The organism is Actinoplanes sp. NBC_00393, from assembly GCF_036053395.1.
In the GTDB taxonomy this organism is placed as follows: domain Bacteria; phylum Actinomycetota; class Actinomycetes; order Mycobacteriales; family Micromonosporaceae; genus Actinoplanes.
The window spans coordinates 11368558-11390868 of sequence record NZ_CP107942.1 but is presented as its reverse complement, the minus strand read 5'-3'; the positions used below and the strand labels follow the sequence as shown (position 1 = coordinate 11390868).

Here is a 22311-nt window from a genome sequence, read left to right as displayed (position 1 = left end):
GCCGCAGCATGCCGAGCCGACGGCGAGGCCAAGCATGCACGGCGCGCGCCTGAGGCGTTCAGGCCTGGCCCGCCACGACGTGGATCAGGTTGCGTGTCTGTTGGGCGATGGCCAGCCGCCAGGCGTCGAAGGTCGCGTCGCTCGGGCCGTAGTCGGTCTCGAAGTGCTGCATGTCCGGGGTGTGGATGTGGCCGGCCGGGATGGTCAGGCCCATCCGGTCGCGCAGCAGCGTGTTGCGGTAGGCACTCTCGTTGGACAGGTAGTTGCCGCCGCCGCCGCTGTAGGAGCAGGACGCGGGGTCAGGCGGAATCGGCGGCGCGGGCGGCGGGTACTCCACCGGCGGCGGACTGTTGCGGGTCTCGCGGGTGGGAGAGGCACAGTCCGGGAACTGGGTGTAGTTGGTGTGCCAGATCACGCCGAACGCGACCGACTCGTCGGGCCACTCGTCGCCCGGTGGTCGCGGCACGCCGGCACCGGTCCGTGCGGCGATCATCGGGCCGACGGGCAGTGTGGCGCTGGTCCACTGCGGCGGTTTGCGCAGGTCGAAGGTCTGCGGGCCACCCCAGCGGTCCACCACCATGGTGTTGCACTCCGGGTTGTTGACCGCCAGCTGGGGCACGTTGCCGATCGGCGGGCAGGGCCGGAACCGGTCGTTCCCGATCGTGACGCCGTGGTAGCGCGCGTTCCATTGCTCGAGCCAGAACACTGAGTCCACGGCCTGGCTGACCGTGATCGACGCGTCGACCTGCCGCGGACCGGGCAGCATGAACGGGCCAACAGTGTCTTCCAGGTAGCCGCGGCGGAACTCCGGGTAGCTCACCGGCAATGTGTACGCCTCGATGGCGGCGATCGTGCCGTCGGCGGTGCGATAGCGCGTACCGTCCAACGACAGCGCCGTGGCGCCGGACGGGTTGCCGTGCCGGATGTTGTTGCCCGTGGCACCGGGTGCGGTACCGGCCGGTCCGCCGTCCAGCGTGTACGGGTCGAAGCCACTCACGATGATCCGCTTGACGCCGGCCCCCGGCGGCAGATTGACGTCCGACATCCCGCGCGATGTCCGGTCGAACACCTCGATCAGCTCGAGGCGCTGCCCCGAGAAGAGCGGGAACCGCGGGGCCCACTGCCGGATCGCGGCCATGGCCTGGACCCGGGTCCAGTAGAGCGGCCGGTCGTCGCTGTAGGGCAGGGCGCCACGCACCGGTCCGTGCCGCTGAGCCCGATCGACCGCCATGTCCCACAGCCGACCGGCGTTGCGGGACACGATCTTGCGGGCGGCGGCCAAAGATGAGGCGGCGCAGAGTTGCTGAACGAACCGGGGTGTGACGCCCTGGAAGCCGGCACCTTCGATCATCTGCTGAGCGAACGGCTTGCTCTGCAGCACCGCGGGGTTGTCGTTGTCCGGCAGGGCGAGGCTCAGGCGACTCTCTTCCACCGACAGCGCCGCGTTCCGGTCGAGGCAATCCCCGCCCTGTTGACGGGCTTGCGCGGTGCCCGCCGCGGTCATCGACGACATCAGCATCACCACGCCGACGCACACCGACGCAGCTCTGGACCTGGGTCGGATCATCTGATCGATCCCTCCGAGAGCCTCGGGAGTTCCCTCACGAACCTAGGCGGATTCACCGATGGCGGTCAATGCGTTGCTGGCCTCAGGGCGGAGATGACGATGAGCGTTTCATGATCAACGGCCTCGTATTCCGTGGCCGCGACGTGCTCGTGTCGACGGGGTCCGGGCGCACGTTCTTCTACTGCCGGTAATACGCGTGCTCCCAGGCAGGCGTCGTCACTGCCCTTGACGTAGACCGCGTGGTGGTTGCTGTGATGCAGCTTTGTGCCGGCTGGAACCCATCCGTCGCGGCGCCGCCGTCGAACTTGGATAAACGCATCCCAGTCCTTGTTGCCAACTTATGGCAGTTAGTAAAAGATGGCGACAACGATCCGATCTTCAAAGGTGAGCCCGACATGCAGCCCAGGAAACGCCCCGTCGCCCTCCTCACCGTCGCCGTCCCGGCCGCCGCCTTGGCGACGGCATGCTCGGACCCCGACAACAGCAGCGGGGCCGGCACGAACCAGAGCCCCCTCGTCGTCGCAACCTCCGGGGAACCCGACACGCTCAACCCGGTGCTCGGCTACGGCGCGGACGGCTCCGCGCTGATGTTCGACGGGCTGGTCGCCCGCGACGCGCAGAACAAGCTGGTTCCGGCCCTGGCCGAGCAGCTGCCCACGGTGGACGGCACCACGGTCACCGCCAAGCTGCGCAGCGGTGTCACGTTCCACGACGGCAGCCCGCTGACCGCCGACGATGTCGTCTTCACGTACCGGTCGGTGCTCGACCCGAAGGTCGACTCGACGATCCGCTCCGACCTGGACATGCTCGACAAGGTCGAGGCGAGCGACCCCTCGACCGTCAAGTTCACGCTCAAGTACGCCTACGCGCCGTTCCTGCAACGGCTGAACCTGGGCATCGTCCCGGCGAAGGCGTTGCAGGGGCAGGACGTCAACAAGGCCGAGTTCAACCGCAAGCCGATCGGCACCGGCCCGTACAAAGTGGCGTCCTGGACTCCCGGCGACCGGATGGTGCTCAGCGCCAACGACAGCTACTGGGGCGGCAAACCGGCCAACGAATCGGTGGTGGTCGCGTTCGTCCCCGACGACAACGTGCGCGCTCAGCGGGCCAGGGCCGGCGAGTTCGACGCCGTCGAGCTCGCGCCGAAACTTGCCGGCGGGTTCACCGGCGTCGCCGGGTTCACCGTGCACAAGGTGCCGACCGCTGACTACCGCGGCGTGATGCTGCCGATGAAGAACCCGGTCACCGGCGACCCCGCCGTCCGCCGGGCGCTGAACGCGGCCGTCGACCGCGCGGCAATGGTCAAGGGCGTTCTCGGTGGAGCCGGCGAGCCCGCGTTCGGGCCGGTGCCGTCCACCTCCGAGTTCGCCGAGCCGTCGATCACCGGTTCCGGCACCGCCGACACCGCGGCCGCGGCGAAGCTGCTCGACGACGCGGGCTGGACGGCCGGAGGCGACGGCATCCGCGCCAAGGGCGGGCAGCGCGCCCAGTTCACTCTCATGTATCCGGCCGCCGACAGCCTGCGCAAGGAACTCGCTCTCGCGGTCACCGCCGACGCGAAGAAGGCCGGCATCGAGATCAAACCCGAGGGCCTGACCTGGGACGCGATCACGCCGCGGATGAAATCCGACGCGCTGATCATGGGCTGGGGCACGCCGTTCGACCCGGACTTCGTCTCCTACAAGCTGTTCGGCTCCCAGTTCGCCGAGCAGGGCTTCTTCAACCCGGGCTCCTACTCCTCGCCGGTCGTCGACAAGGCACTGCAGGACGGCCGCAGCCAGACCGACCCGGCCCAGCGCAAGAGCGCGTACGCCACCTTCCAGAAGCAACTCGCCGCCGACGCGCCCTGGGTGTTCCTCACCTACCTGCAGCACACCTACGTCATCCGCGACAACATCACCGGGGTGACCCCGCGCGTCGAGGCGCACGAGCACGGCGTGGCCGGCGGCATCTGGTGGAACCTGCACACCTGGTCCAAAAAGTGATCACCGTGATCCGGCGGCGGCTCGCCGTCGCCGTACCGGTGCTGTTCGCCACCACGATCGGCATGTTCCTGCTCGGTGCGGCATCCCCGATGGACCCGGCCATGCAGTACGCCGGAGCCGCCGCGTTCACCGCCACCCCGGAGAACCTGGCGCAGATCCGCGCCAACTGGGGTGTCGACGACCCGCTGCCGGTGCAGTACTTCCGTTGGCTCTCCAACCTCGTGCAGGGAGATCTGGGCTGGTCCACCTCCCGGCACGAGCCGGTCGCCGCGGTGATCGGCGCCCGGGCCGGCTGGACGCTGCTGCTGATCGGAGTCACCCTCGCGGTGGTCCTGATCGGCAGCCTCGTGCTGGGCACCATCGCCGCCTACCGGCGCGGCGGCCTCTTCGACCGGGCACTGCGGGCCGCCGCGTACGCCGTCGAGTCGATGCCGGTCTTCTGGCTGGCCCTCGCGGCGATCGCCGTGTTCGCCCTGGCGCTGGGCTGGTTCCCGGCCGGCGGGCTGACTGATGTCACCGCCACCTCCACCTCGTTCACCGACGTGGCGCACCACCTCGTGCTCCCGGTGACCGTCCTGGCGATCTCGCAGGCGCCGTGGTTCCTGCTGTTCGTGCGTGACTCGGTCGCCGAGAGCCTGCGTGACGACCACGTGCTCGCCGCCTGGGCCCGGGGCCTGCGCGGCCGTACCGTCCTGTTCGGCCACGCCCTGCGCACCGCGCTGCTGCCGTTCCTCACCCTGATCGGCACCCACCTGCCGGAGATCGTCGGCGGGTCGGTGCTGGTGGAGACCGTCTTCTCGCTGCCCGGACTGGGTGGGGTCACCGTGCAGGCCGCGCTCGGCAGCGACTTCCCGCTGCTGGCCGCGATCACCTTGATCACCACCGCGGTGGTGCTGCTGGCGAACCTGGCCACCGACCTGGCCTACACGGCCGCCGATCCCCGGGTGCGTATCGATGGCTGACCTCGCCCTGCCCCGCCCCCGCCGACTGCCGGTCCCGCAACTGTCGGCGGTCGTCCTCGTCGTCGCGCTGGGCGCCACCGTGCTCGTACCCCTGCTGTGGCCTTTGGATCAGAGCGCCGTGGCGCTCGACAACATCGCGCAGCCGCCGTCGCCCGCCCATCCCGGTGGCACCGACGACCTGGGCCGCGACGTGCTGCACCGCAGCATCTACGGCCTGCGCGTCTCGCTGCTGGTCGGCATCGTCGCCGCCCTGGCCGCCTCCGTGCTCGGCGGCATCGTCGGCGGCCTCGCCGGCCTGCTCGGCGGCTGGACCGACCGGGTGCTCATGCGCGTCGTCGACACCCTCGCCGCGCTGCCGCACCTGCTGCTCGGCATTTTCATCGTGGCTATGCTGCGCCCCAGCCTCGGCGCGGTGATCCTCTCCATCGGGCTCACCCACTGGCTGTCCACCGCCCGCATCGTCCGCTCGGAACTGCTGACGCTGCGGACCCGCCCGTTCATCGACGCCGCGATCTCCGGCGGTGCGAGCCGCCGCCGCGTGCTCACCCGGCATCTGCTGCCGCACGTGGTGCCGAAGATCGCGCTGGCCACCACGTTGATGATCCCGCACGCGGTCTGGCACGAGACGTCGCTGTCGTTCCTCGGACTCGGCCTGCCGCCGCACCTCGCTTCCCTCGGCAACATGATCAACGACGGGCAGCGGTCCCTGCTCACCGGCGCCTGGTGGGCCAGCATCGTGCCGGGCCTGCTGATCATCGTGGTCACCCTGGCCATCGCGGCGCTCGCCGGCCGCTGGCGCGACCGCCTCGATCCCCGAGTCCGAGCGGAGCTCAACCTATGACCGAAACCCTGCTGCGCACCGAAGGGCTCAGCGTGCGCTTCCGCTTGCGCGACGCGGTGGTCCAGGCGGTCACCGACCTCGATCTGACCGTACGCCGCGGCGAGCTGCTCGCCGTGGTCGGCGAATCCGGCTGCGGCAAATCCGTGCTGGCCCACGCCCTGCTCGGCCTGCTGCCCGGCAACGCCCAGACCAGCGGGCAGGCCACCTTCGACGGCACCGACCTGCTGCACTGCGGCGAGAAGGAACTCGCCCGGCGCATCCGCGGCCGCCGCGTCGGCCTGATCCCGCAGAGCCCCGCCACCGCACTCACCGCCGTGCGCACCGGCCGTAAGCTGCTCACCGAGACGCTGCGCACCCACGGCCGGGACCCGAAACTCGCCGACCGGGTCGCCGCCGACGCCGGCCTGGAGCCAGCGGATCTGGACCGCTACCCGTTCCAGCTGTCCGGCGGGATGTCCCAGCGCCTGGTCACCGCGCTCGCCCTCGCCGCCGACCCGGCCCTGCTGATCGCCGACGAACCGACCACCGGACTCGACCGGCCGCTGGTCGACCACACCCTCGACCTGCTGCGCCGCCGCTGCGACGACGGCGGCGCCGTCCTGCTGATCACCCACGACCTGGCCGCGGCCGAACGCGTCGCCGACACCGTCGCCGTCATGTACGCCAGCCGCATCGTCGAGCACCGGCCGGCCGCCGATGTCTTCGCGGCACCGGCTCACCCGTACACCTCCGCGCTGTTGCAAGCCCTCCCGCAGCGGGAATTCCTGCCCATCCCCGGCCACCCACCGATGCTGACCGCGCTCCCGCAGGGATGCGCGTTCGCCGCGCGCTGCCCGCGCGCCAGCGACGCCTGCGCGACCCAGCCGGCCGGGCCGGTCGCCTGCCACCATCCCCTGCTCCCCTCGGAGGTGCCGGCATGAGCCTCGCCGCCTGCGGTGTCTCGGCCGGCTACCGAGGCCGGCCCGTCCTGCACGAGGTCTCCCTTTCCGTCGCGCCCGGCGAGACGGTCGGGCTGCGCGGCCCCTCCGGCTGCGGAAAATCAACATTGGTACGGGTGCTCGCGCTGCTGCACTCCCCGTCCGGTGGACACGTCATCCTCGACGGGCAGCGCGTCGACGGCGCCCGCCATCGAGTGCCGGCGCAGGTGCGCACCCGCGTCGGGCTGCTGTTCCAAAGTCCCCGCGCGGCCAGCGACCCGCGGCTGAGCCTGGCCGACCTGATCGCCGAACCGATGCGGGCCACCCGGACGCCGCCGGACCGGATCGGGCTCCGGGTCGCCGAACTCGCCGACCGGGTGGGGCTGACGCCCGATCTGCTCGCCCGCAGGCCGCACGCCGTCAGCGACGGGCAGTTGCAGCGTGCCTGTCTGGCCCGGGCCCTGGTGCACCGGCCGGGCTACCTGCTGTGCGACGAGGCGACCACGATGCTGGACGCCTCCACGCAGGCGCACGTGGCCGCGGTGATCAGGCAGGAACAGCACGACAACGACATGGGCGTGCTGGTGGTCAGCCACGACCCGGTCCTGCTGACCCGCTGGACCGACCGGATCGTCGAGATGGCCACGAAGGAGCGCGCCGCGGCGCGGCGATGACGGACAACCGCGATCACGGCAAGTGCCTTACCTGACGCTGGGCGAGTGATCGTCCGTAGAGTTTCGGGTGCCGGGAGGAGGCAGCGGTGAGCCGGACGAAGCCCACGATCCACGGTCCGGCCGACAGCGCGGACTCACGCGAGCGCCGGACAGGCTACCGGCGTGCGGTGCGCGAGTTCGGCCTCCGGAGTTCAGTGACGACGGCTGCGGCTTTCACGTTGCACCTGATGAGCGAGCACCCGGAGATCGACGCGATGTTCGTGTCCTGCGACCTGATGGCTGCCGGCGCGGTTCAAGCACTGACCGCGATCGGTCCCTCGGATCCCGGTGCGTCGGCCACGGGCCCACGCGACCACTCCCCCAGCACGCTGGATTCGCGAACCATCAGGTACGGCTCGAAGACGACGTCCGTGGCCGGGCAACGGTGGCCGGCCGTGTCGTCGAGGATGACGCGGACGGCCGCGGCGCCGATGTCGGCGGCCGGCTGGCGCACGCTGGTCAGTTCGACGGCACTGGCGGCACTGGCGATATCGGTGTCGTCGAAACCGACGACGGCGAGGTCGTCGGGGATCCGCAGGCCGCTTAGGGTGGCTACCTGGATGACGCCGGCAGCGATGAGATCGTTGGCGCAGAAGACGGCGGTCGGCCGCTGGTGCGGGTCGAGGCCGGTGAGGTGGCGACCGGCGGCCAGGCCGTCGGCGAGGCCGGCCCCGGAAGTGCCGAGCCAGCTGAGGGTGGCACCGGCTTCGGCGGCGGTTCGCGTCGCGCCCTGATAGCGCTCGTCGTGGCGCCATCCCGCGAAGGCGAGCCGGCGATGGCCGTTGTCGAGCAGATGGCGTGCGGCCAGCACTCCGCCGAGGAAGTCGTCACTGCGTACCGCGCTGCGGCGTCCGCTTCGCACCTCGCGTGCAAGGACGACCACGGGGGTGCCGCCTTGCTCGATGGTGTCGAGCAGGGGGTGGTCGACGTCGTTGGGGGTGATGATCAGGCCGTCGAGGCGGCGTTCGGCGAGGCGGTGCAGCAGCCGCTGTTCGCGGGTGTGTTCGCCGAGGCCGGTGTGGAACAACGCGATGTCGGCGCCGGCCTCGATGGCGGTCTGTTCGGCGCCGGCGGCGACCTCGGCGAAGAACGGGTTGCCGACGTCGAGGACGACCAGGCCGATGGTGCGGGTCCGGCCGACGCGCAGCGCCCGGGCGGCGGCGTTGGGCACGTAGCCGACGGTCGCCATGGCCTGCCGCACCCGGTCGCGGGTTTCCGGGGTGACCAGGTGCGGCCGGTTCAGGGTGTTGCTGACCGTGCCGTCGGAGACTCCGGCCACGCGGGCGACATCCCGGATCGTTGCGCGCCCCACGGTCGTCCCCACTCATCTGCTGCGTCCGGCCACCGGCCCGAAGACTACGGGAGCCGCCGCCCGGCTCAGAAGTACCGGCGTGCCGGCAGCGGAGCGATGGGGTCATCGGCAGCGGACCGGTGTTCGCTGGTGAAGCTGTGTGCGCCTGCAGCCACGGTGATCGGTTGTCGCCCGGGTAAATCGATGACGGCGTCGCAGCCCGGGGGCACGATCACGTCGACGAGCAGGGTGGTGTCCTCTCGCCGCCACTGGACCGAGGCGGTGCCGTAGGGGGTGTGATGCCGGGCCGCGGCCCGGGTCAGGCCTCCGCCGGGCCGGGGTCGCACGTGCAGGGTCCGGTAGCCGGGCGCGGCCGGGGCCAGCCCGGCGACGGTACGGTGCAGCCAGTCCGCCACGGCGCCGAGGGCGTAATGGTTGAACGAGGTCATGTTGCCGGGGTTGATCGACCCGTCGGGCAGCATGGAGTCCCAGCGTTCCCAGATCGTCGTGGCGCCCATGGTGACCGGGTACAGCCACGACGGCAGTTCACGCGAGAGCAGCAGCCGGTAGGCCTCCTCCAGGTGTCCGGTGGTGGTGAGGGCGTCCAGGATCAGCGGCGTTCCGGCGAAGCCGGTGCCGATGCGGAACTCCCCCTCGCGGACGAGTTCGGCGAGCCGGTTCCCCGCGTGCACCCGCTGCTCCGGAAGCAGCAGGTCGAAGCAGAGCGCCAGGGCGTACGCGGTCTGGGTGTCCGAGACGCACCGCCCGGCGGCGGTGACGAACTCGCGGCGGAAACCCGCCGCGACCCGGTCGGCGAGGGCGGAGCAGGAAGCGGCGTCGTCGTCCTTGCCGACCAGCCGGGCCTGCCGGGCGAGCAGGCGCGCGGAGTGGGCGAGGTAGGCGGTGGCGACGAGGTACGGGTCGGTACGCGCCTGCTGCGGCCGGTCCGACGGAGCGGCCGGGTCGAGCCAGTCCCCGAGCTGCAGCCCCTCGGCGATCACGTCACGGTCGTCGAGCAGCCGTCGGCAACCGTCGACCCAGGCGCGGGCGGTGTCGTAGCCACGCAGCACCGGCCCGAGGTCCCCCGCCCGGTCGTAGAGCACCAGCGGGACGACGGTGGTGACGTCACCCCAGACCGCGCAGTGGAACTGGGTGAAGTCGGTTTCGATGTGCGGCACGTAGAGCGGGACGAGCCCGTCGTCGCCGGTCTCGGCGTTCACGTCGGTGAGCCAGTCGGCGATGCTGCCGGTCGCGTCGTAGAGGAACGCGGCGGTGGGCGCGAAGACCTGCAGGTCGCCGGTCCAGCCGAGGCGCTCGTCGCGTTGCGGGCAGTCGGTGGGCACCGAGACGAAGTTGCCGCGCATGCTCCATCGCACGTTCTCATGCAGGCGCTCGATCAGCGGATCCGAGCACTCGAAGTCGCCGGTGGACGGCATGTCGTCGTGGCAGACGACCGCGACCACGTCGGCCGGGTCGAGCTCGCCGGGCCAGCCGGTGATCTCCGCGTACCGGAAGCCGTGGTACGTGAACCGCGGCTCCCACGTCTCGGCGCCGACGCCGGCCAGCGTGTAGACGTCGTGGGCGACGGCGGTGCGGATCGGCCGGGTGCAGAGGCGGCCGTTCTCCAGCACTTCGGCGTGCCGGATGCCGATCTCCGTACCGGCCGGGCCGGTGACCGTGATCCGCAGCCGGCCGGCCAGGTTCTGTCCGAAGTCGATCAGATGGGTGCCGTCGTCGAGACGGGTGATGCCGGCCGGCGGCAGGGTCTGGATCCGGCGCACCGGTGGTCCGGCGGGCGCGGTCAGGTCACCGACCTGCATGTTCTTTTTCTGTACGGGACTCCAGCCGGCCGCCTCGATCCGGGCGTCATGGTGTTCGCCGTCGTAGATGCTCGACTGCGTGATGGCTCCGTACGCCCAGGTCCAGGACCCGTCGGTGACGACGTGTTCGACGGCGCCGTCGGCGTAGTGCAGTTCGAGCTGGGCGAGCAACGCGGTGTCCGGACCGTAGCGTTCGCCGAGCCGGTTCCAGCCGTACTCGCCGCGCCACCAGCCGTCGGCCAGCCAGCCGCTGATCGTGTTGGCGCCCGGCTTCAGCAGACCGGTGACGTCGTGGGTCCGGTAGGCCAGCCGGTGGTGGTAGCTGGTCCAGCCGGGCGCGAGCACGTCGTCGCCGGCCCGTGAGCCGTTGAGCTCCAGTTCGTAGAGGCCGCCCGCGGTCGCGTACACCCTGGCTTTGAGCAGCCCGGCCCGTACCGTGAATTCTCGTTGCAGCAAGACCGGCCGCCGGTCGCCCTCGGTGATGTCGGCGGAGCCGACGAAGACGGCCTGCCAGTCGGCGGGCTCCAGCAGACCGGCCTCGACCGTGGTGGTGTCGCTCCACGCGGTCGGCTCCGGTTCGCCGGCCGCCCACACCCGCACGCGGACGTCGGCCTGCTCGCGGGAGGTCAGCGCCGCGCCCGGCCACGGGACCAGGACACTGTCGGCCGAGTCGATCCGGCCGCTGCCCTGCCCGTTGATCTGGATCTCGTACGCCTGCTGGCGCCAACCGGGCCGGACCGTCTCCATCTGCCAGGACAGGCGTGGGGTGCGCTCGCCGATGCCGAGCGGGCGGTCGTGGTGTTCGATGCGGGGCGCGCGCACACGCGTGCCCGTGCCGTTCGGTGCAGACAACGGTTCAGCCTTTCACCGCGCCGGCCGCCAGACCGCGCATGACTCGCTGGTTGAGGAAGAGGTAGATGGCCAGGATCAGCAGCACGTTGATGCAGATCGCCGCGAAGGTCGGGCCGTATTCGACGACGCCGAACTGGCCGGTGAAGTTGAGCAGGCCGACCTGCACGGTGCGCTGGGCGTCGTCGGTGGTGAAGGTCAGGGCGATGAGCAGGTCGTTCCAGAGGAAGAAGAACTGCACCAGCGCGATGGTGAGGATCGAGTTGCGCATCATCGGGAAGCCGATGGAGACGAACGAGCGGATGATGCTCGCGCCGTCCATGGTCGCGGCCTCGAACACCGACTTCGGGATGGCCCGGAAGTAGGTGGCCATCATGAACACGGTCAGCGGCAGGCCGATGGCGGTGTAGGTGATGATCAGCGGCCACAGGGTGCCGGTCAGATGCAGCTGGAAATACACGCTGAACAGCGGCAGCAGGATCATCTGGCCGGGGATCATGATGCCGGCCAGGAACAGCAGCAGGGTGGTCTGCCGGCCCTTCCAGACCAGGACCTCGAGGGCGAAGCCGGCCGCGGTGCCGAGCACGATGATCAGTGCGAGCGAGGGGAGCACGGTGAGCAGCGAGTTCTGCAGATAGGTGGCGACCGATGACCATGCCTGCGAGTAGTTCGCGAAGTTGGTGAAGCTCTCCGGCAGCGACGTGGTCGGGTTGTTCAGGAACTCGTCCTGCGTCTTGAAGGAGCCGAGAAAGAGCCAGATCAGGGGGTACGTGACAACAACCAGCAGCAATGCCACGCAGACGTATCCGGGTAGTCGCCTGAGGAAACGGGAGAAGGTCATCGGTTACCCCTGCGCCGGGTCGCGGCGGGTCGCGCGGAAGATGAGGACGGTGACCAGCAGGCACAGGACGGTCAGCGTGAGCGCGATCGTCGAGCCGTAGCCGTAGTCGCCGTAGGCGAACGACGTCTGGTACATGTACAGCGTGAGCGGGCTGGTGGCGCTGCCCGGCCCGCCGCCGGTGAGGGCGTAGATCGAGTCGAACGCCTTGAGCGTGCCGTTGATGCTGAACACCAGCGAGGACACCAGGACCGGCAGCGACAGCGGGACGATGATGCTGCGGATCATCCGCCGGGTGCTGGCGCCGTCGATCGAGGCGGCCTCCATCACGTCGTCCGGGATGTCGAGCAACCCGGCGTAGAGCAGGACGGCGTAGAAGCCCATCGAGCGCCAGATGTCCATCAGGGCGACCACGAGGAACGCGTTGCCGGGCGTGGCGAACCAGTCGGCGCCGGTGCCGCCGAACGCTTCGATCACCGCGTTGACCGGGCCGGTCTGCGGGGCGTACTCGAAGAACTTCTGGAACAACAGCGCCACGGCGACGGTCGGCAGGATGACCGGGAAGAAGACGAGGGTACGCACGACGGAGCCGGCCCGGCGCAGGAAGAACACGTAGAGCAGGGCGAGCAGGTAGCCGGCGAACACCTGCCCGACGGTGATGACGACGGCGTACTTGACGGTGAACCACAACGCCGCGGGCAGCGCCGGGTCGTCGAGCAGTTTGCCGAAGTTGGCGCCGCCGGCCCAGGTGAAACCGGTGATGACGCTGCCGGTGAAGAAGGTGTAGCCCAGCGACCACACCATCGGCACCAGCATGATCAGGGAGTAGACCAGCAGGGCCGGCCCGAGAAGGATGGCAACCGATCGCCGGTCACCCAGGACGCTGTGCATCAGCTTGCCTTTCGTGCCGCGGCGACCCCGACCGTGGCCGGGGCCGCCGCGAGAGGGTGATCAGCTCAGGTTGGTGCTGACGGTCTGCATGAACTTGTCGCCGGTCAGCTGGCCCGCGGCGAGCAGGCCGCCGTTGCTCTGGCTGACCGTGGTGGCCTTGGCGGAGAAGTACGCCTCGAACCACAGGACGCTGGTCTGCACCTTGCCGATCTCGTCCTGGATCTGCTTGGTCAGCGCGGGAACCTGGACGCTGCCGTCGGTGGCGAAGCCGGTGATCTGGCTGGAGTCGCGCAGCGCGACCGTGCCGTAGTTCTCGACGATGCACTTGACCCAGGCCTGGGTGTTCGGGTCGTTGTCGTAGGCCTTCCTGGACACCGCGACGGCGGTGCCGACGTTGGCGGGCATCTGGTCGGCCGTACCCGAGCCGCCGGCGACGGCCGGGAACTTGAGGAAGCCGATGTTGTCGGCGCCGATCTTGTTCTTGGTGTCGTCGTTGAAGTCCGACAGCGCCCAGGAGCCCATGTAGATGAACGCGGCCTTGCCGGACAGGAAGGTGTTGAGCGCGGTGGCGTAGTCGATCGAGGTGGGCGACTTGCCGAAGTAGCCGGCCTTGCCGAGGTCGGCGATGGCCTGCGCGGCGGCGACGTACTGCGGGTCGGTGAGCTTGGCCTGGCCGTCGGCGACCTTCTTCAGCGCGTCCGGGCCCTGCTGGCGCAGCAGGTAGTTGCCGACCCAGCGGGTGACGCCCCAGCCGTCGCCGCCCTTGCCGGCCTGCGAGATCGGCTGGACGCCGGCGCCCTGCAGCTTGGCGAACGCCGCCACGAGGTCTTCCCAGGTGGCGGGGGTGGCGATGCCGTTGTCGGCGAGCAGCTTCTTGTTGAACCAGATGCCCTCGATGTTCAGCTCGGTCGGCAGGACGAGCTGCTTGCCGTCGTAGAGCGACTTGATGGTCGAGGACGCGGCGGGCAGCACGCCGGCGGCCACCGTGGCGGTGTCGAGAATCGAGCCGTTGCCGGCGAGCTGCTTGGTCAGCGCCGGCGCGTTCGCGGCGATGAAGGTCTGCGGCAGGGCGCCCTGGCCGGCGAGCAGCTGCAACTGCTGGTCGAGGCTCGCCTGCGCCTGCTTCTTGATCTCCAAGGGCTGCGCCGTGTTCTGGGTGGCGCACTCCTTCTGGCTGAGCGTGGTCAGTGTCGCCGGGACGGTGGTGTTCTCGTTGATGGCGAGGAAGCTGAAGTTCTTCGCCGACGTGCTGCCGGAACCGTTGTCGTCACCTCCGCCGCAGGCCGCGGTGGTGAGGGTGAGCGCGAGTGCGCTGAGCGCCGCCGCGATGCGGGCGGGACGAGTTATGGGTGCCACAGGGTCCTCCTCGACGACTTATTTGAAGCGTCTAAAGCCTCGAGTCGGGGCCCTGGAGCGTCAATAACGTCATCCTGATACTCGCTATTGACGGGTTGGATACACCGCGTTCATTGAAGCGTCTGACATACCCTCTGCCCATGGCGAGAATCGAGGATGTCGCCGCCCACGCGGGCGTGTCGGTCGGCACGGTCAGCAACGTGCTCAACCGGCCCGAGGCGGTGGCCGTCAAGACCCGGGACCGGGTCCTCGCCGCGATCACCGAGCTCGGCTATCTGCCCAACGAGGCGGCCAGGTCGCTGGCGGCCGGGCGCAGCCGCACCATCGGCCTGATCGTCCCGGACGTCACCAATCCGTTCTTCGCCGACGTCGCCCGGGGCGCCGAACAGGTCGCCGACGAGCGCGACGTGGTGGTGATGCTCTACAACAGCGGCGAGTCGGTGGAGCGGGAAGAAGGCTACTTCGGGCGGCTCGAGACGCAGCGCGTCCAGGGTGTGCTGGTCAGTCCGGTGCACCAGGCGGGCGGCGCGATCGACGATCTGGTGCGGCGCGGCACGCCGGTGACGCTGCTGGACCGGGGCACCGGACGGCACGGGCTGTGCTGCGTGTCCGTCGACGATCACACCGGCGGCGGGCTCGCTGTGCGGCACCTCGTCGAGCAGGGGTATCGGCGGTTGGCGTACGTGGGAGGCCCGTTGTCGATGCCGCAGGCAGCGGCCCGGCTCGCCGGCGCCCGGCAGGCCGCGGAGGCTGCCGGCGCGACGATCGAGGTCATCGAGACCCGGACGGTCAGCGTGGCCGAAGGGCGTGCGGCGGCAGCGGAGATCGCCGGCCGATCCGCGCAGGCGGTGTTCTGCGCCAACGATCTGCTCGCCCTGGGGTTGCTGCAGGCGGTCACCCGGCTCGGTCTGCGGGTTCCCGACGATCTGGCGATCGTCGGCTACGACGACATCGAGTACGCGGCCGCGGCTGCCGTACCGCTGACATCGGTACGGCAGCCGCGCGCCGAGCTGGGCCGGGTCGCCGCCGAGCTGTTGTTCGAGGAGATCGACTCACCCGGGCAGCACCGGCATCGGCAGGTGGTGTTCCAGCCCGACCTGGTGGTCCGGCAGTCCAGTGGCGTCAGCCCGTGATCAGCCGGGCCGAGGCCGTGAAGCCGGGGACGACCTGGTTGGGCCGGGTCGAATCCACGGCCGCGCCGGTGTTGTTGACGATGGCCCGGATACCGCCCCCGAAAGCGATGACCGCGGTCGTCAGCGACCTGAACTGGACGCTGGCGCGCCGGGGCGCCTCGATGGAGGTCCAGGCGTGCGCCGGCGCGCCGGCGAACGTGGAGTCGAGGAACAGCGTGTAGATCGCGGTGCCGGTGGCCGAGTGGGTCGTCACGCCGGGCGACACCTTGTAGGAGGCGTATCCCTCCCTGGTTCCGTCCATCCAGGCGGCCTGGCTCGGCGGGTCGTACGGGAACTCGCTCTGGTAGAAGACCGTCCTGCCGCGCTCACCGTTCCAGACGACCTGGTTCTTCTGGTGATGCTCGACGAACAGGCCGAGGGCGGTCACGTCCGTGCCGTTGACGACCAGCCCGGTGTCGCTGGTGTTGCTCGTCCAGCCGGCCCCGCTGCCGTGGTCGGCGCGCCAGAGCCAGTTGTCGTCGAGGATGACCCGGCTCTGGTCGACCTGCAGGGCGATCCTGGCGGAACCGGCCTGGGCGCCGCCGATCCGGACGAACAGGTCGCTGAGCGTCGTCGGGTTCGTCGCGTCACCGATGTTCCTGGCCTTACCGGTGCCCACCTTGACCAGGACGTCGGTGCCGGGGCCGGCGTCGACCAGCAGGCTGGAGATGACGACGCCCTTGACGTCGCCGACCTCGATCGCGGCCTGTCCGCCGGTGGGCGCCAGGGTCGCGTAGCCCATGCCCATGACGACCGTGTCGGCCCGGGTCACCTTGACGGGACCGTCGAGGCGGTAGATGCCGGGAGTGAGGATGAGGTGCTTGCCTGCGGCCAGCGCCCTGTTGATCGTCGCGGCGGTGTCGGCGCCCGCCTTGGCGATGTGGAACCGGGAGATCGGAATGCTGGTGCCGGCGGTGCCGTCGGTCGCCCAGTCCACCCCGGAGGCGTTGGTGCGCGCCGTCGGCACGAACACCGCGTAGGCGTCGCCGCTCACGGTCAGGAACGGAGCGGGCCGGGACGTCGGGGTGGTGGCCAGTGTGGTGATGCCACGGCCGGTCAGGTCGCTCGCCGGCGCCCCCTTGACGCCGGAGAAGACCAGGTTGGCCGAGCCGCCGCTCCAGCTGCCGATCTGGCTGTCGCGCACGTAGTACTGCGCCTGGCCGGGTCCTGCATCGCCGCCGCTGTTGACGTTGCCGGTGATCCGGCTGTCGGCCATCGTGGTGCCGAAGAGGGTGGCGCCGTACGCGCCGTTGAGATCCAGATTGCCCTGGATGTCGACCCGGCGCAGCGAGGACGCCTGAGAGGTCGCCCAGCGCATGGTGCGTGCCGGCGCGACACCCTCCGGCCTGACCCGCTCCGCGTCCGCGCCCACCGGCCGCTGGATGGGATTGATCGAGATGTTGGCCAGCGAGCGGTAGAAGTTCGTCAAGCCGTCGGAGGACCCGTCGGCGTTCTGGCGCGGCTCGGAGTGCAGCGCGCCGTTGATCTTGACACTGGTGGGCGAGGCGCCCAGTCCGGCGATCGCGGTGTAGTAGCCGACCTCGCTGTTGACGATGTCGGCGGTGCTGCCGTAGGTGCCGGGCTTGAAGTACACCGCGTGCCGGTTGGTGCTGAACTCCGGCTCGGCCGAGATGCTCCGCAGGTACGAGTTGATCTCGGCGACCGGCGTGCTCGGGTTGAAGATCTTGACGCTCGGCCCGAAGTCGGGAGCGGCCGCGGCCCATCCGGACGAGCTCGGGCCGGCAAGGGCCCAGGCGCCGGCTACGGCGAGGACGGCGAGGTACGTGCGTGTTCGCAAGGGTGTCTCCTCTGTTTCGCGTGGGACGGCGCGCGGGGTGCCGTCACCGTGCCCGAGAGGCCGGGAACCCGAGAAGACGAGATTGTTTATGCGGTGTATCCGGCGTGTTAATAGGCCGTGGTCATGGCGTTCATTGCTGGACCTGGATGGCCGCGTCGGCGAAGCACCGGCGCAGCCATCGGTGGGCCGGGTCGTTCTCGTGGCCCGGATGCCACCACATCGCTTCGACGACCGGCGCCGTCGGGAACGGGCAGTCCACCATCCGTACCCGGCCGGTCTCGGCCATGGCGGCGCCGAGCTGCCGTTGCACGAGGGCGACGCGATCCGTCCCCGCGATCAAGGCCGGCAGCACGGTGTAGCTCTCCACGACCAGCCGCGCGTCCAGGTCGATGCCGTGGGTACGCAGCTCACGGGCGGCCGTGGTGATCGCCGTCCCGTCGTGGTAGGTCAGCACCCACGACCGGTGCGCCAGGTCCTCGGCGGTCAGCTCGGCATCCGCGGCCGCGTCGACCAGGCAGGCCCACTCGTCCTGGTACAGATTGCGGTGCGGCAACCCGGTGACGATGCCGTGCGGCAGCACCAGCAGGTCGACCTCTCGCAGTTCGTCAGCGGCCTCGTCGACATTGCGCCGGGTGGTCGGCTGGACGTGCAGCCGCACGTGGGGCGCCTGCTTGTCGATCAGCGCGGCGACGGCGGCGCCGAGGACCGTCAGGGCGTAGTCGGACATGATCACGGTGAAGGTGCGCCGCGACAGAGCCGGGTCGAAGTCGGGCTGGGCGCTGAGCACCTGGTCGGCGGCCGCGACCACGTGGGCGGTCGGCGCCGCCAGCCGGGCCGCGAGCGGGGTGAGCTGGTAGCTGTGCCCGGCCCGGGTGAGCAGGTCGTCGCCGAAGTGCCGGCGGAGCCGGGCCAGGGCCGAGCTCATCGCGGGCTGGCTGATCTGCAGCCGCTCGGCGGCCCGGGTGACGCTGCACTCGGTGAGCAACGCGTCCAGAGCGGTCAGCATGTTGAGGTCGACATGGCGGGCCATCGCCGGACCACTCCGTTCTCATTCCGGGTGCAGGCGGACGGGAATGCTGCGCCAGGCGCGCAGCGTGTTGTTGTGATGGCGGGCCACCGGGCCGGCGAGCTCGATCCGCGACACCCGTCGGGCCAGGGCGGTGAGCAGGGATTCGGCTTCCAGGCGGGCGATGTGCTGGCCGACGCACTGGTGCAGGCCCATGCCGAAGCCGACGTGCCCGGACGGGTCGCGGGTCAGGTCGAAACGGTCCGGGTCGGGCCAGCGGCGCGGGTCGCGGTTGGCGGCGCCGAGGAACATCAGGATCTTCGCGCCGTCCGGGATTACTGTCTCGCCCACGCTGACGTCACGCGTGGCGGTACGGAAGAACGTCTGCACCGGCGACTCCCACCGGACTGCCTCGTCGAAGGCGACCCTGGCCAGTGACGGCTGCTCCCGCAGGCGCTGCCACTCGCGAGGGTGGGTGGCGAAGGCGTAGAGGACCGCGGACAGTCCGTGCACAGTGGTGTCCACGCCGGCCGACAACAGTGAGCGGACCACCAGCGGGGCCTGCTCGGGGGTGAGTTCGCCGCGGTCGGCGGCGGCCCAGATGGCCGCGCCGAAGCCGTCCGGGTCGAGCATGTCGCGGGCGCATTGCGCGTTCACCCAGGCCGACAGGTCGGCGATCCGGCCGGCTCCGGCGGCGACCAGGTCGTTGGGCGGGCCGAACGCGTTGAACAGGTGGTCGCCGTACGGCAGCAGGTTCTCCCGGCCGTCCGCGGGGATGCCGACGGCGTCGGGGAAGACCCGCAGCGGGAACGCCTCGGCCAGCGCCGGCACCGCGTCGACCACGTCACCTTTGGACAAAACCCGGCCGACCAGGTCGGCGGCGTTCACCGCCCACTGTTCGCGCAGCCGGTGCAGCGCCCGCGGGCCGACGATCGTGGACAGGACTCGGCGTGGGGCGTCGTGCTGTGGCGGGTCGGCTTCCAGCAGCAGGCTCGGCGGGCGCCACGGTTTCTCGTACCGGAAGTTGCTCAGTCCGACCCCGGCGGCGGACTGGAACCGCTGCCAGTCGGTGAGCGCCGCATGCACGTGCTCGTAGCGGGCCAGGGCGTACGTGTCGTAGCGACTCAGATGCACGACCGGGCCGGCCTCGCGCAGGCTCTGGTGCAGCGGGCCGGGGTCCTCGAGGTTGTCGTGGTCGAACGGATCGGCGTGGGAGACGGGCGGTTTCACAGGTCGACCACCAGACGGTCGGAGCGGGAACGGGAGACACAGGCGAACATGCAGGTGCCGGCGGCGCGTTCGGTGTCGTCGAGGACGCTGTCGCGGTGGTCCGGTTCGCCGGCGAGGACGGTGATCTCGCAGGTGCCGCAGACGCCCTGGCGGCAGGAGGAGAGCACGTCGGCGCCGGCCGCGGTGAGCACGTCGAGGACCGAGGAGTCGGCGGGCACGGTCAGTACGGTCTTCGACCGGGCAAGTTCGATCTCGAACGGTGTGCTGCGGGCCGGGGTGGTCAGCGTGGCGGCGACGAAACGTTCGGTACGCAGGGTGTGCGGCGGCAGTGCGGCGCAGGCCTGCTCGACGGCGGCCAGCAGCGGGGCCGGGCCGCAGCAGTAGACGCGGGTTCCGGGTTGCCAGCCGGCGAGGAAGGTGGGCAGGTCGAGCAGCCCGTGCCGGTCCTCGGGTCGAAGGTGGACGCGGTCGGCGTACCCCGCAAGATCTTGACCGAAAGCGAGGCTCGCCTCGCGCCTGCCGCCGTAGAGCAGCTGCCAGTCCGCGCCGAGCAGATCGGCCTGGGCGATCATCGGCAGCAGCGGGGTGATCCCGATGCCGCCGGCGATGAACAGATAGCGCTCGGCAGGGACCAGCGGAAAGTTGTTGCGCGGGCCGCCGAGGTCGACGGCCTCACCAAGATCAAGAGCATCATGGATGTACGCGGATCCGCCGCGGCCGCCGGTCTCCCGGAGAACCGCGATCTTGTACGCGTGAGCGTCCCAACGGTCGCCGCAGAGTGAATACTGCCGCACCAGCCCGTTCGAGAGGATCAGGTCGATGTGGGCGCCGGGCGTCCAGTCCGGCAGCCGGGCGCCGTTCGGGTCGGCCAGGGTCAGCGCGACCACGCCGTCGGCGACCGGCTCCTTGCCGATGACGCGCAGGGTTCGTGTTTCCGCCACGTGAACCTCCTGTGACATGAGGTCGCCAGAATGCGACTCCGGTCACAGCTTCAACAGCGGCCTTCTCACTGAACGAGAGATGAATTGCGGCGGGCGATGCCCCGGGCCGCCGCCTGCAACGCCGGCACCAGCGATGACGCCCGGCCGTCGTTCGGCACGATCACCGACAACCCGGCCACCACCGCGGCCGCGGGATCCGGGCCCGAACGCACCGGCACCGCCACCCCGGTGGCGTCGGCGTGGATGTGCCCCTCGCAGATCACGTAGCCCTGCCTGCGGATCCCGGCCAGCGTGCTCCGCAACCGGGCCGGGGTGGTGATGGTGGCCGGCGTGAAGCCCGGCAGCGGGCCCGCGATCACCTGTTCCTGCAGGTCAGGCGGTGACCAGGCGAGCAGGACGAGTCCGGTCGAGGACGCGTACAGGGGCAGCCGCCCGGCGATCCGGGTCACGTTGATCACCGCGTCGCGGGCCGACAACCGTTCGACGAACAGCACCTCAGCGCCGTCCAGCACGCCCATCTGCACGTGGTGGCCGATGACGGCGTGCAGATCCTCCAGGAACGGCATGGCGATCTCCCGCAGCCCCAGCGTCGGCGAGGCCCGCTGCGCCAGCTCCCACAGGCGCACCCCGATCCGCACCCGGCCTGTTGTGGTGCGCGCCAGCAGGCCCTGCTCAACCATCGCCGCGATCAGCCGCGACGCGGTGGCGACGTGCAGCCGGGCGCGCCGGCCGACCTCCGACACCGACAGCTCCGGATCCTCCGGCGTGAACGCCCCCAGAATCCGCACGGCGCGGGCCAGCACCGGCTCACCGCGCGGCTGCTGCTCCGACTGCACCGCGCCATCGTGACAGACGACCCCCACGGCTGCCCGCGGAGACAGCGGCTCAGCACCCGCGGCCGGCTGCCGAAGAGGGGTGTATGCAGAGTCGGACCGGCGATCCGTCGCGCTGGATGGGTGTGGGGCACAGTTCGAGTGACGACGCGGCGACTGCCGGCAAGGCCGCTGCGGCGCAGGCGGTCGCCGGGCGGGATCCCAGCCTGCTGATCGTGTTCTGCTCGACGAAGTACGACTTCGACCGGCTGTTGGACGGCGTCCGCGGTGAGGCGGGCGAGAACGGCGCCATCGTCGGCTGTACGACCACCGGCGGGATCGTGTCCGGGCCGGGCACCGCCGAGGCCGGGGTCGTCGTGACGGCTCTCGGCGGCGCGGGGCTGGAGGTGCGCACCGCCGTCGGGCGGGGCGTCGCGGCGAACCCGCAGGAGGCCGGCGCCGACGCCGTGGCCGGAGTGGCGGGTCTGACCCGGGAGCACCGCGCCGGCCTGCTGCTGTGCGACGGGCTCTCCGGGGTGCAGCACGAGGTGGTGCGCGGCGCGTACACGGTGGTGAGCGCGGTGCTGCCGCTGGTCGGTGGGTGTGCCGGCGATGACATGAAGTTCAGCGGCACCCACCAGTTCCTGGGTGACCAGAACGGTGTGGAGGTGCTGACCGACGCGGTCGTCGGCGTGGGCCTCGGCTCCGACGCCAAGATCGGCATCGGCATCGCCCACGGCTGGCAGAAGCAGGGCGAGCCGATGGTCGTGACGCGCAGCGACGGCGGCCGGCTGTACGAGCTCGACGAGGCACCGGCTCTCGACGTCTACCTCAAGCGCATCAACGCCGACCGCTCGCTCGCCGTCGACGCCCAGGCGTTCCAGGACGCCGCCTTCGCGAAACCGCTCGGGCTGTCGCGGCGCACCGGCGAGGACATCCGCATCGCGCACGCCGCCGTCCCGGACGACGGCTCGCTGGTGTTCATCGCCGAGGTGCCGCAGGGCGCGCTGGTGTGGGAGATGGTCACCGAGGAGGACGCGCTGATCTCGGCGGGCGCGGAGTCGTGCCGCCAGGCGATCGAAGCGATCGACGGAGCCCAGCCGGCCGGTGTTCTGGTGTTCGACTGCGGAGTCCGCAAGGCCAGGCTGGGTTCCGCCGGGATCGAGCAGGAGATCGCCGCCATGGAGAAGACGATCCCCGGAGTGCCGATGGCCGGTTTCTACACGTACGGCGAGTTCGCACGCACCCGGGGCTCACGCGGCATGCACTACCTGACGGTCGTGACGCTCGCGGTCGCCTGACGGCGGCCGCGAGCTGTCGCC

At 70.6% G+C, this 22311-nt stretch carries 18 protein-coding genes and 1 pseudogene; 8 read left to right on the top strand and 11 right to left on the bottom strand.

The features are described from left to right. Positions 1-58: 58 nt before the first annotated feature. A complete protein-coding gene (locus OHA21_RS52470) occupies positions 59-1567 on the bottom strand; it encodes a hypothetical protein (protein WP_328468706.1) in 1509 nt (502 codons plus the stop codon). A 395-nt stretch (positions 1568-1962) separates the two neighbouring features. Between OHA21_RS52470 and OHA21_RS52465 the strand changes: the two genes are divergently transcribed. The 6 genes and pseudogenes from OHA21_RS52465 to OHA21_RS52900 all read left to right on the top strand — a co-directional run. Continuing rightward, the gene (locus tag OHA21_RS52465) at positions 1963-3552 is read left to right on the top strand and encodes an ABC transporter substrate-binding protein (protein WP_328468704.1); all 1590 of its coding nucleotides are present in this window, start codon (positions 1963-1965) and stop codon (positions 3550-3552) included. After that, complete coding sequence (locus tag OHA21_RS52460; RefSeq protein ID WP_328468702.1) at positions 3549-4514, top strand: ABC transporter permease; 966 nt, start codon at positions 3549-3551, stop codon at positions 4512-4514. The genes OHA21_RS52465 and OHA21_RS52460 overlap by 4 nt, the downstream gene beginning before the upstream one ends. Further along, positions 4507-5355: an ABC transporter permease gene (locus tag OHA21_RS52455; RefSeq protein ID WP_328468700.1), complete on the top strand. Its 849-nt coding sequence runs from the start codon at positions 4507-4509 to the stop codon at positions 5353-5355. The genes OHA21_RS52460 and OHA21_RS52455 overlap by 8 nt, the downstream gene beginning before the upstream one ends. Beyond that, positions 5352-6275 (top strand): ABC transporter ATP-binding protein, encoded by a 924-nt coding sequence (locus tag OHA21_RS52450; RefSeq protein WP_328468698.1) that lies wholly within the window; start codon positions 5352-5354, stop codon positions 6273-6275. Before OHA21_RS52455 ends, OHA21_RS52450 begins: the two co-directional genes overlap by 4 nt. Next, a complete protein-coding gene (locus OHA21_RS52445; RefSeq protein WP_328468696.1) occupies positions 6272-6946 on the top strand; it encodes an ABC transporter ATP-binding protein in 675 nt (224 codons plus the stop codon). Before OHA21_RS52450 ends, OHA21_RS52445 begins: the two co-directional genes overlap by 4 nt. An 86-nt stretch (positions 6947-7032) precedes the next feature. Beyond that, positions 7033-7200: pseudogene (locus tag OHA21_RS52900) on the top strand (hypothetical protein); the annotation flags it as partial. A 38-nt stretch (positions 7201-7238) separates the two neighbouring features. On the opposite strand, the gene OHA21_RS52440 reads toward OHA21_RS52900, so the two are convergent. Genes OHA21_RS52440 through OHA21_RS52420 form a run of 5 tightly spaced genes read right to left on the bottom strand, consistent with a single transcriptional unit; the run spans position 7239 to position 14030 of the window. Continuing rightward, positions 7239-8309, bottom strand: a complete 1071-nt coding sequence (locus OHA21_RS52440; protein ID WP_328468694.1) for a LacI family DNA-binding transcriptional regulator — start codon at positions 8307-8309, stop codon at positions 7239-7241. 53 nt (positions 8310-8362) lie between these two features. Continuing rightward, positions 8363-10948 (bottom strand): alpha-L-rhamnosidase, encoded by a 2586-nt coding sequence (locus OHA21_RS52435; protein WP_328468692.1) that lies wholly within the window; start codon positions 10946-10948, stop codon positions 8363-8365. A gap of 4 nt (positions 10949-10952) precedes the next feature. Beyond that, positions 10953-11786, bottom strand: a complete 834-nt coding sequence (locus OHA21_RS52430; protein WP_328468690.1) for a carbohydrate ABC transporter permease — start codon at positions 11784-11786, stop codon at positions 10953-10955. A gap of 3 nt (positions 11787-11789) precedes the next feature. Beyond that, complete coding sequence (locus OHA21_RS52425; protein ID WP_328468688.1) at positions 11790-12674, bottom strand: carbohydrate ABC transporter permease; 885 nt, start codon at positions 12672-12674, stop codon at positions 11790-11792. A gap of 60 nt (positions 12675-12734) precedes the next feature. Then, positions 12735-14030 carry an ABC transporter substrate-binding protein gene (locus OHA21_RS52420; RefSeq protein ID WP_328468686.1) on the bottom strand — a complete coding sequence of 432 codons (1296 nt, stop codon included), beginning with the start codon at positions 14028-14030 and terminating at the stop codon, positions 12735-12737. 140 nt (positions 14031-14170) lie between these two features. Here OHA21_RS52420 and OHA21_RS52415 point away from each other — a divergent pair, with 140 nt between their 5' ends. Beyond that, on the top strand, positions 14171-15163 hold the full coding sequence (locus OHA21_RS52415) for a LacI family DNA-binding transcriptional regulator (protein ID WP_328468684.1): 993 nt from the start codon (positions 14171-14173) through the stop codon (positions 15161-15163). Here OHA21_RS52415 and OHA21_RS52410 read toward each other — a convergent pair. The 5 genes from OHA21_RS52410 to OHA21_RS52390 all read right to left on the bottom strand — a co-directional run bounded on the left by OHA21_RS52410 (position 15153) and on the right by OHA21_RS52390 (position 21013). Continuing rightward, complete coding sequence (locus OHA21_RS52410) at positions 15153-17000, bottom strand: adenylyl cyclase (protein WP_328468683.1); 1848 nt, start codon at positions 16998-17000, stop codon at positions 15153-15155. The genes OHA21_RS52415 and OHA21_RS52410 overlap by 11 nt on opposite strands. 130 nt (positions 17001-17130) lie before the next feature. Then, positions 17131-18030 (bottom strand): LysR family transcriptional regulator, encoded by a 900-nt coding sequence (locus tag OHA21_RS52405; protein WP_328468681.1) that lies wholly within the window; start codon positions 18028-18030, stop codon positions 17131-17133. A gap of 18 nt (positions 18031-18048) precedes the next feature. Next, positions 18049-19236, bottom strand: a complete 1188-nt coding sequence (locus OHA21_RS52400) for a cytochrome P450 (protein ID WP_328468679.1) — start codon at positions 19234-19236, stop codon at positions 18049-18051. Beyond that, the gene (locus OHA21_RS52395; protein ID WP_328468677.1) at positions 19233-20177 is read right to left on the bottom strand and encodes a PDR/VanB family oxidoreductase; all 945 of its coding nucleotides are present in this window, start codon (positions 20175-20177) and stop codon (positions 19233-19235) included. Before OHA21_RS52395 ends, OHA21_RS52400 begins: the two co-directional genes overlap by 4 nt. Positions 20178-20242: 65 nt before the next feature. Further along, entirely contained in the window at positions 20243-21013 is a 771-nt protein-coding gene (locus OHA21_RS52390; protein ID WP_328468675.1) for an IclR family transcriptional regulator, read from the bottom strand. 83 nt (positions 21014-21096) lie between these two features. On the opposite strand from OHA21_RS52390, the gene OHA21_RS52385 reads away from it, so the two are divergent. Next, positions 21097-22290 (top strand): FIST signal transduction protein, encoded by a 1194-nt coding sequence (locus OHA21_RS52385; protein ID WP_328468673.1) that lies wholly within the window; start codon positions 21097-21099, stop codon positions 22288-22290. Positions 22291-22311: the final 21 nt, after the last annotated feature.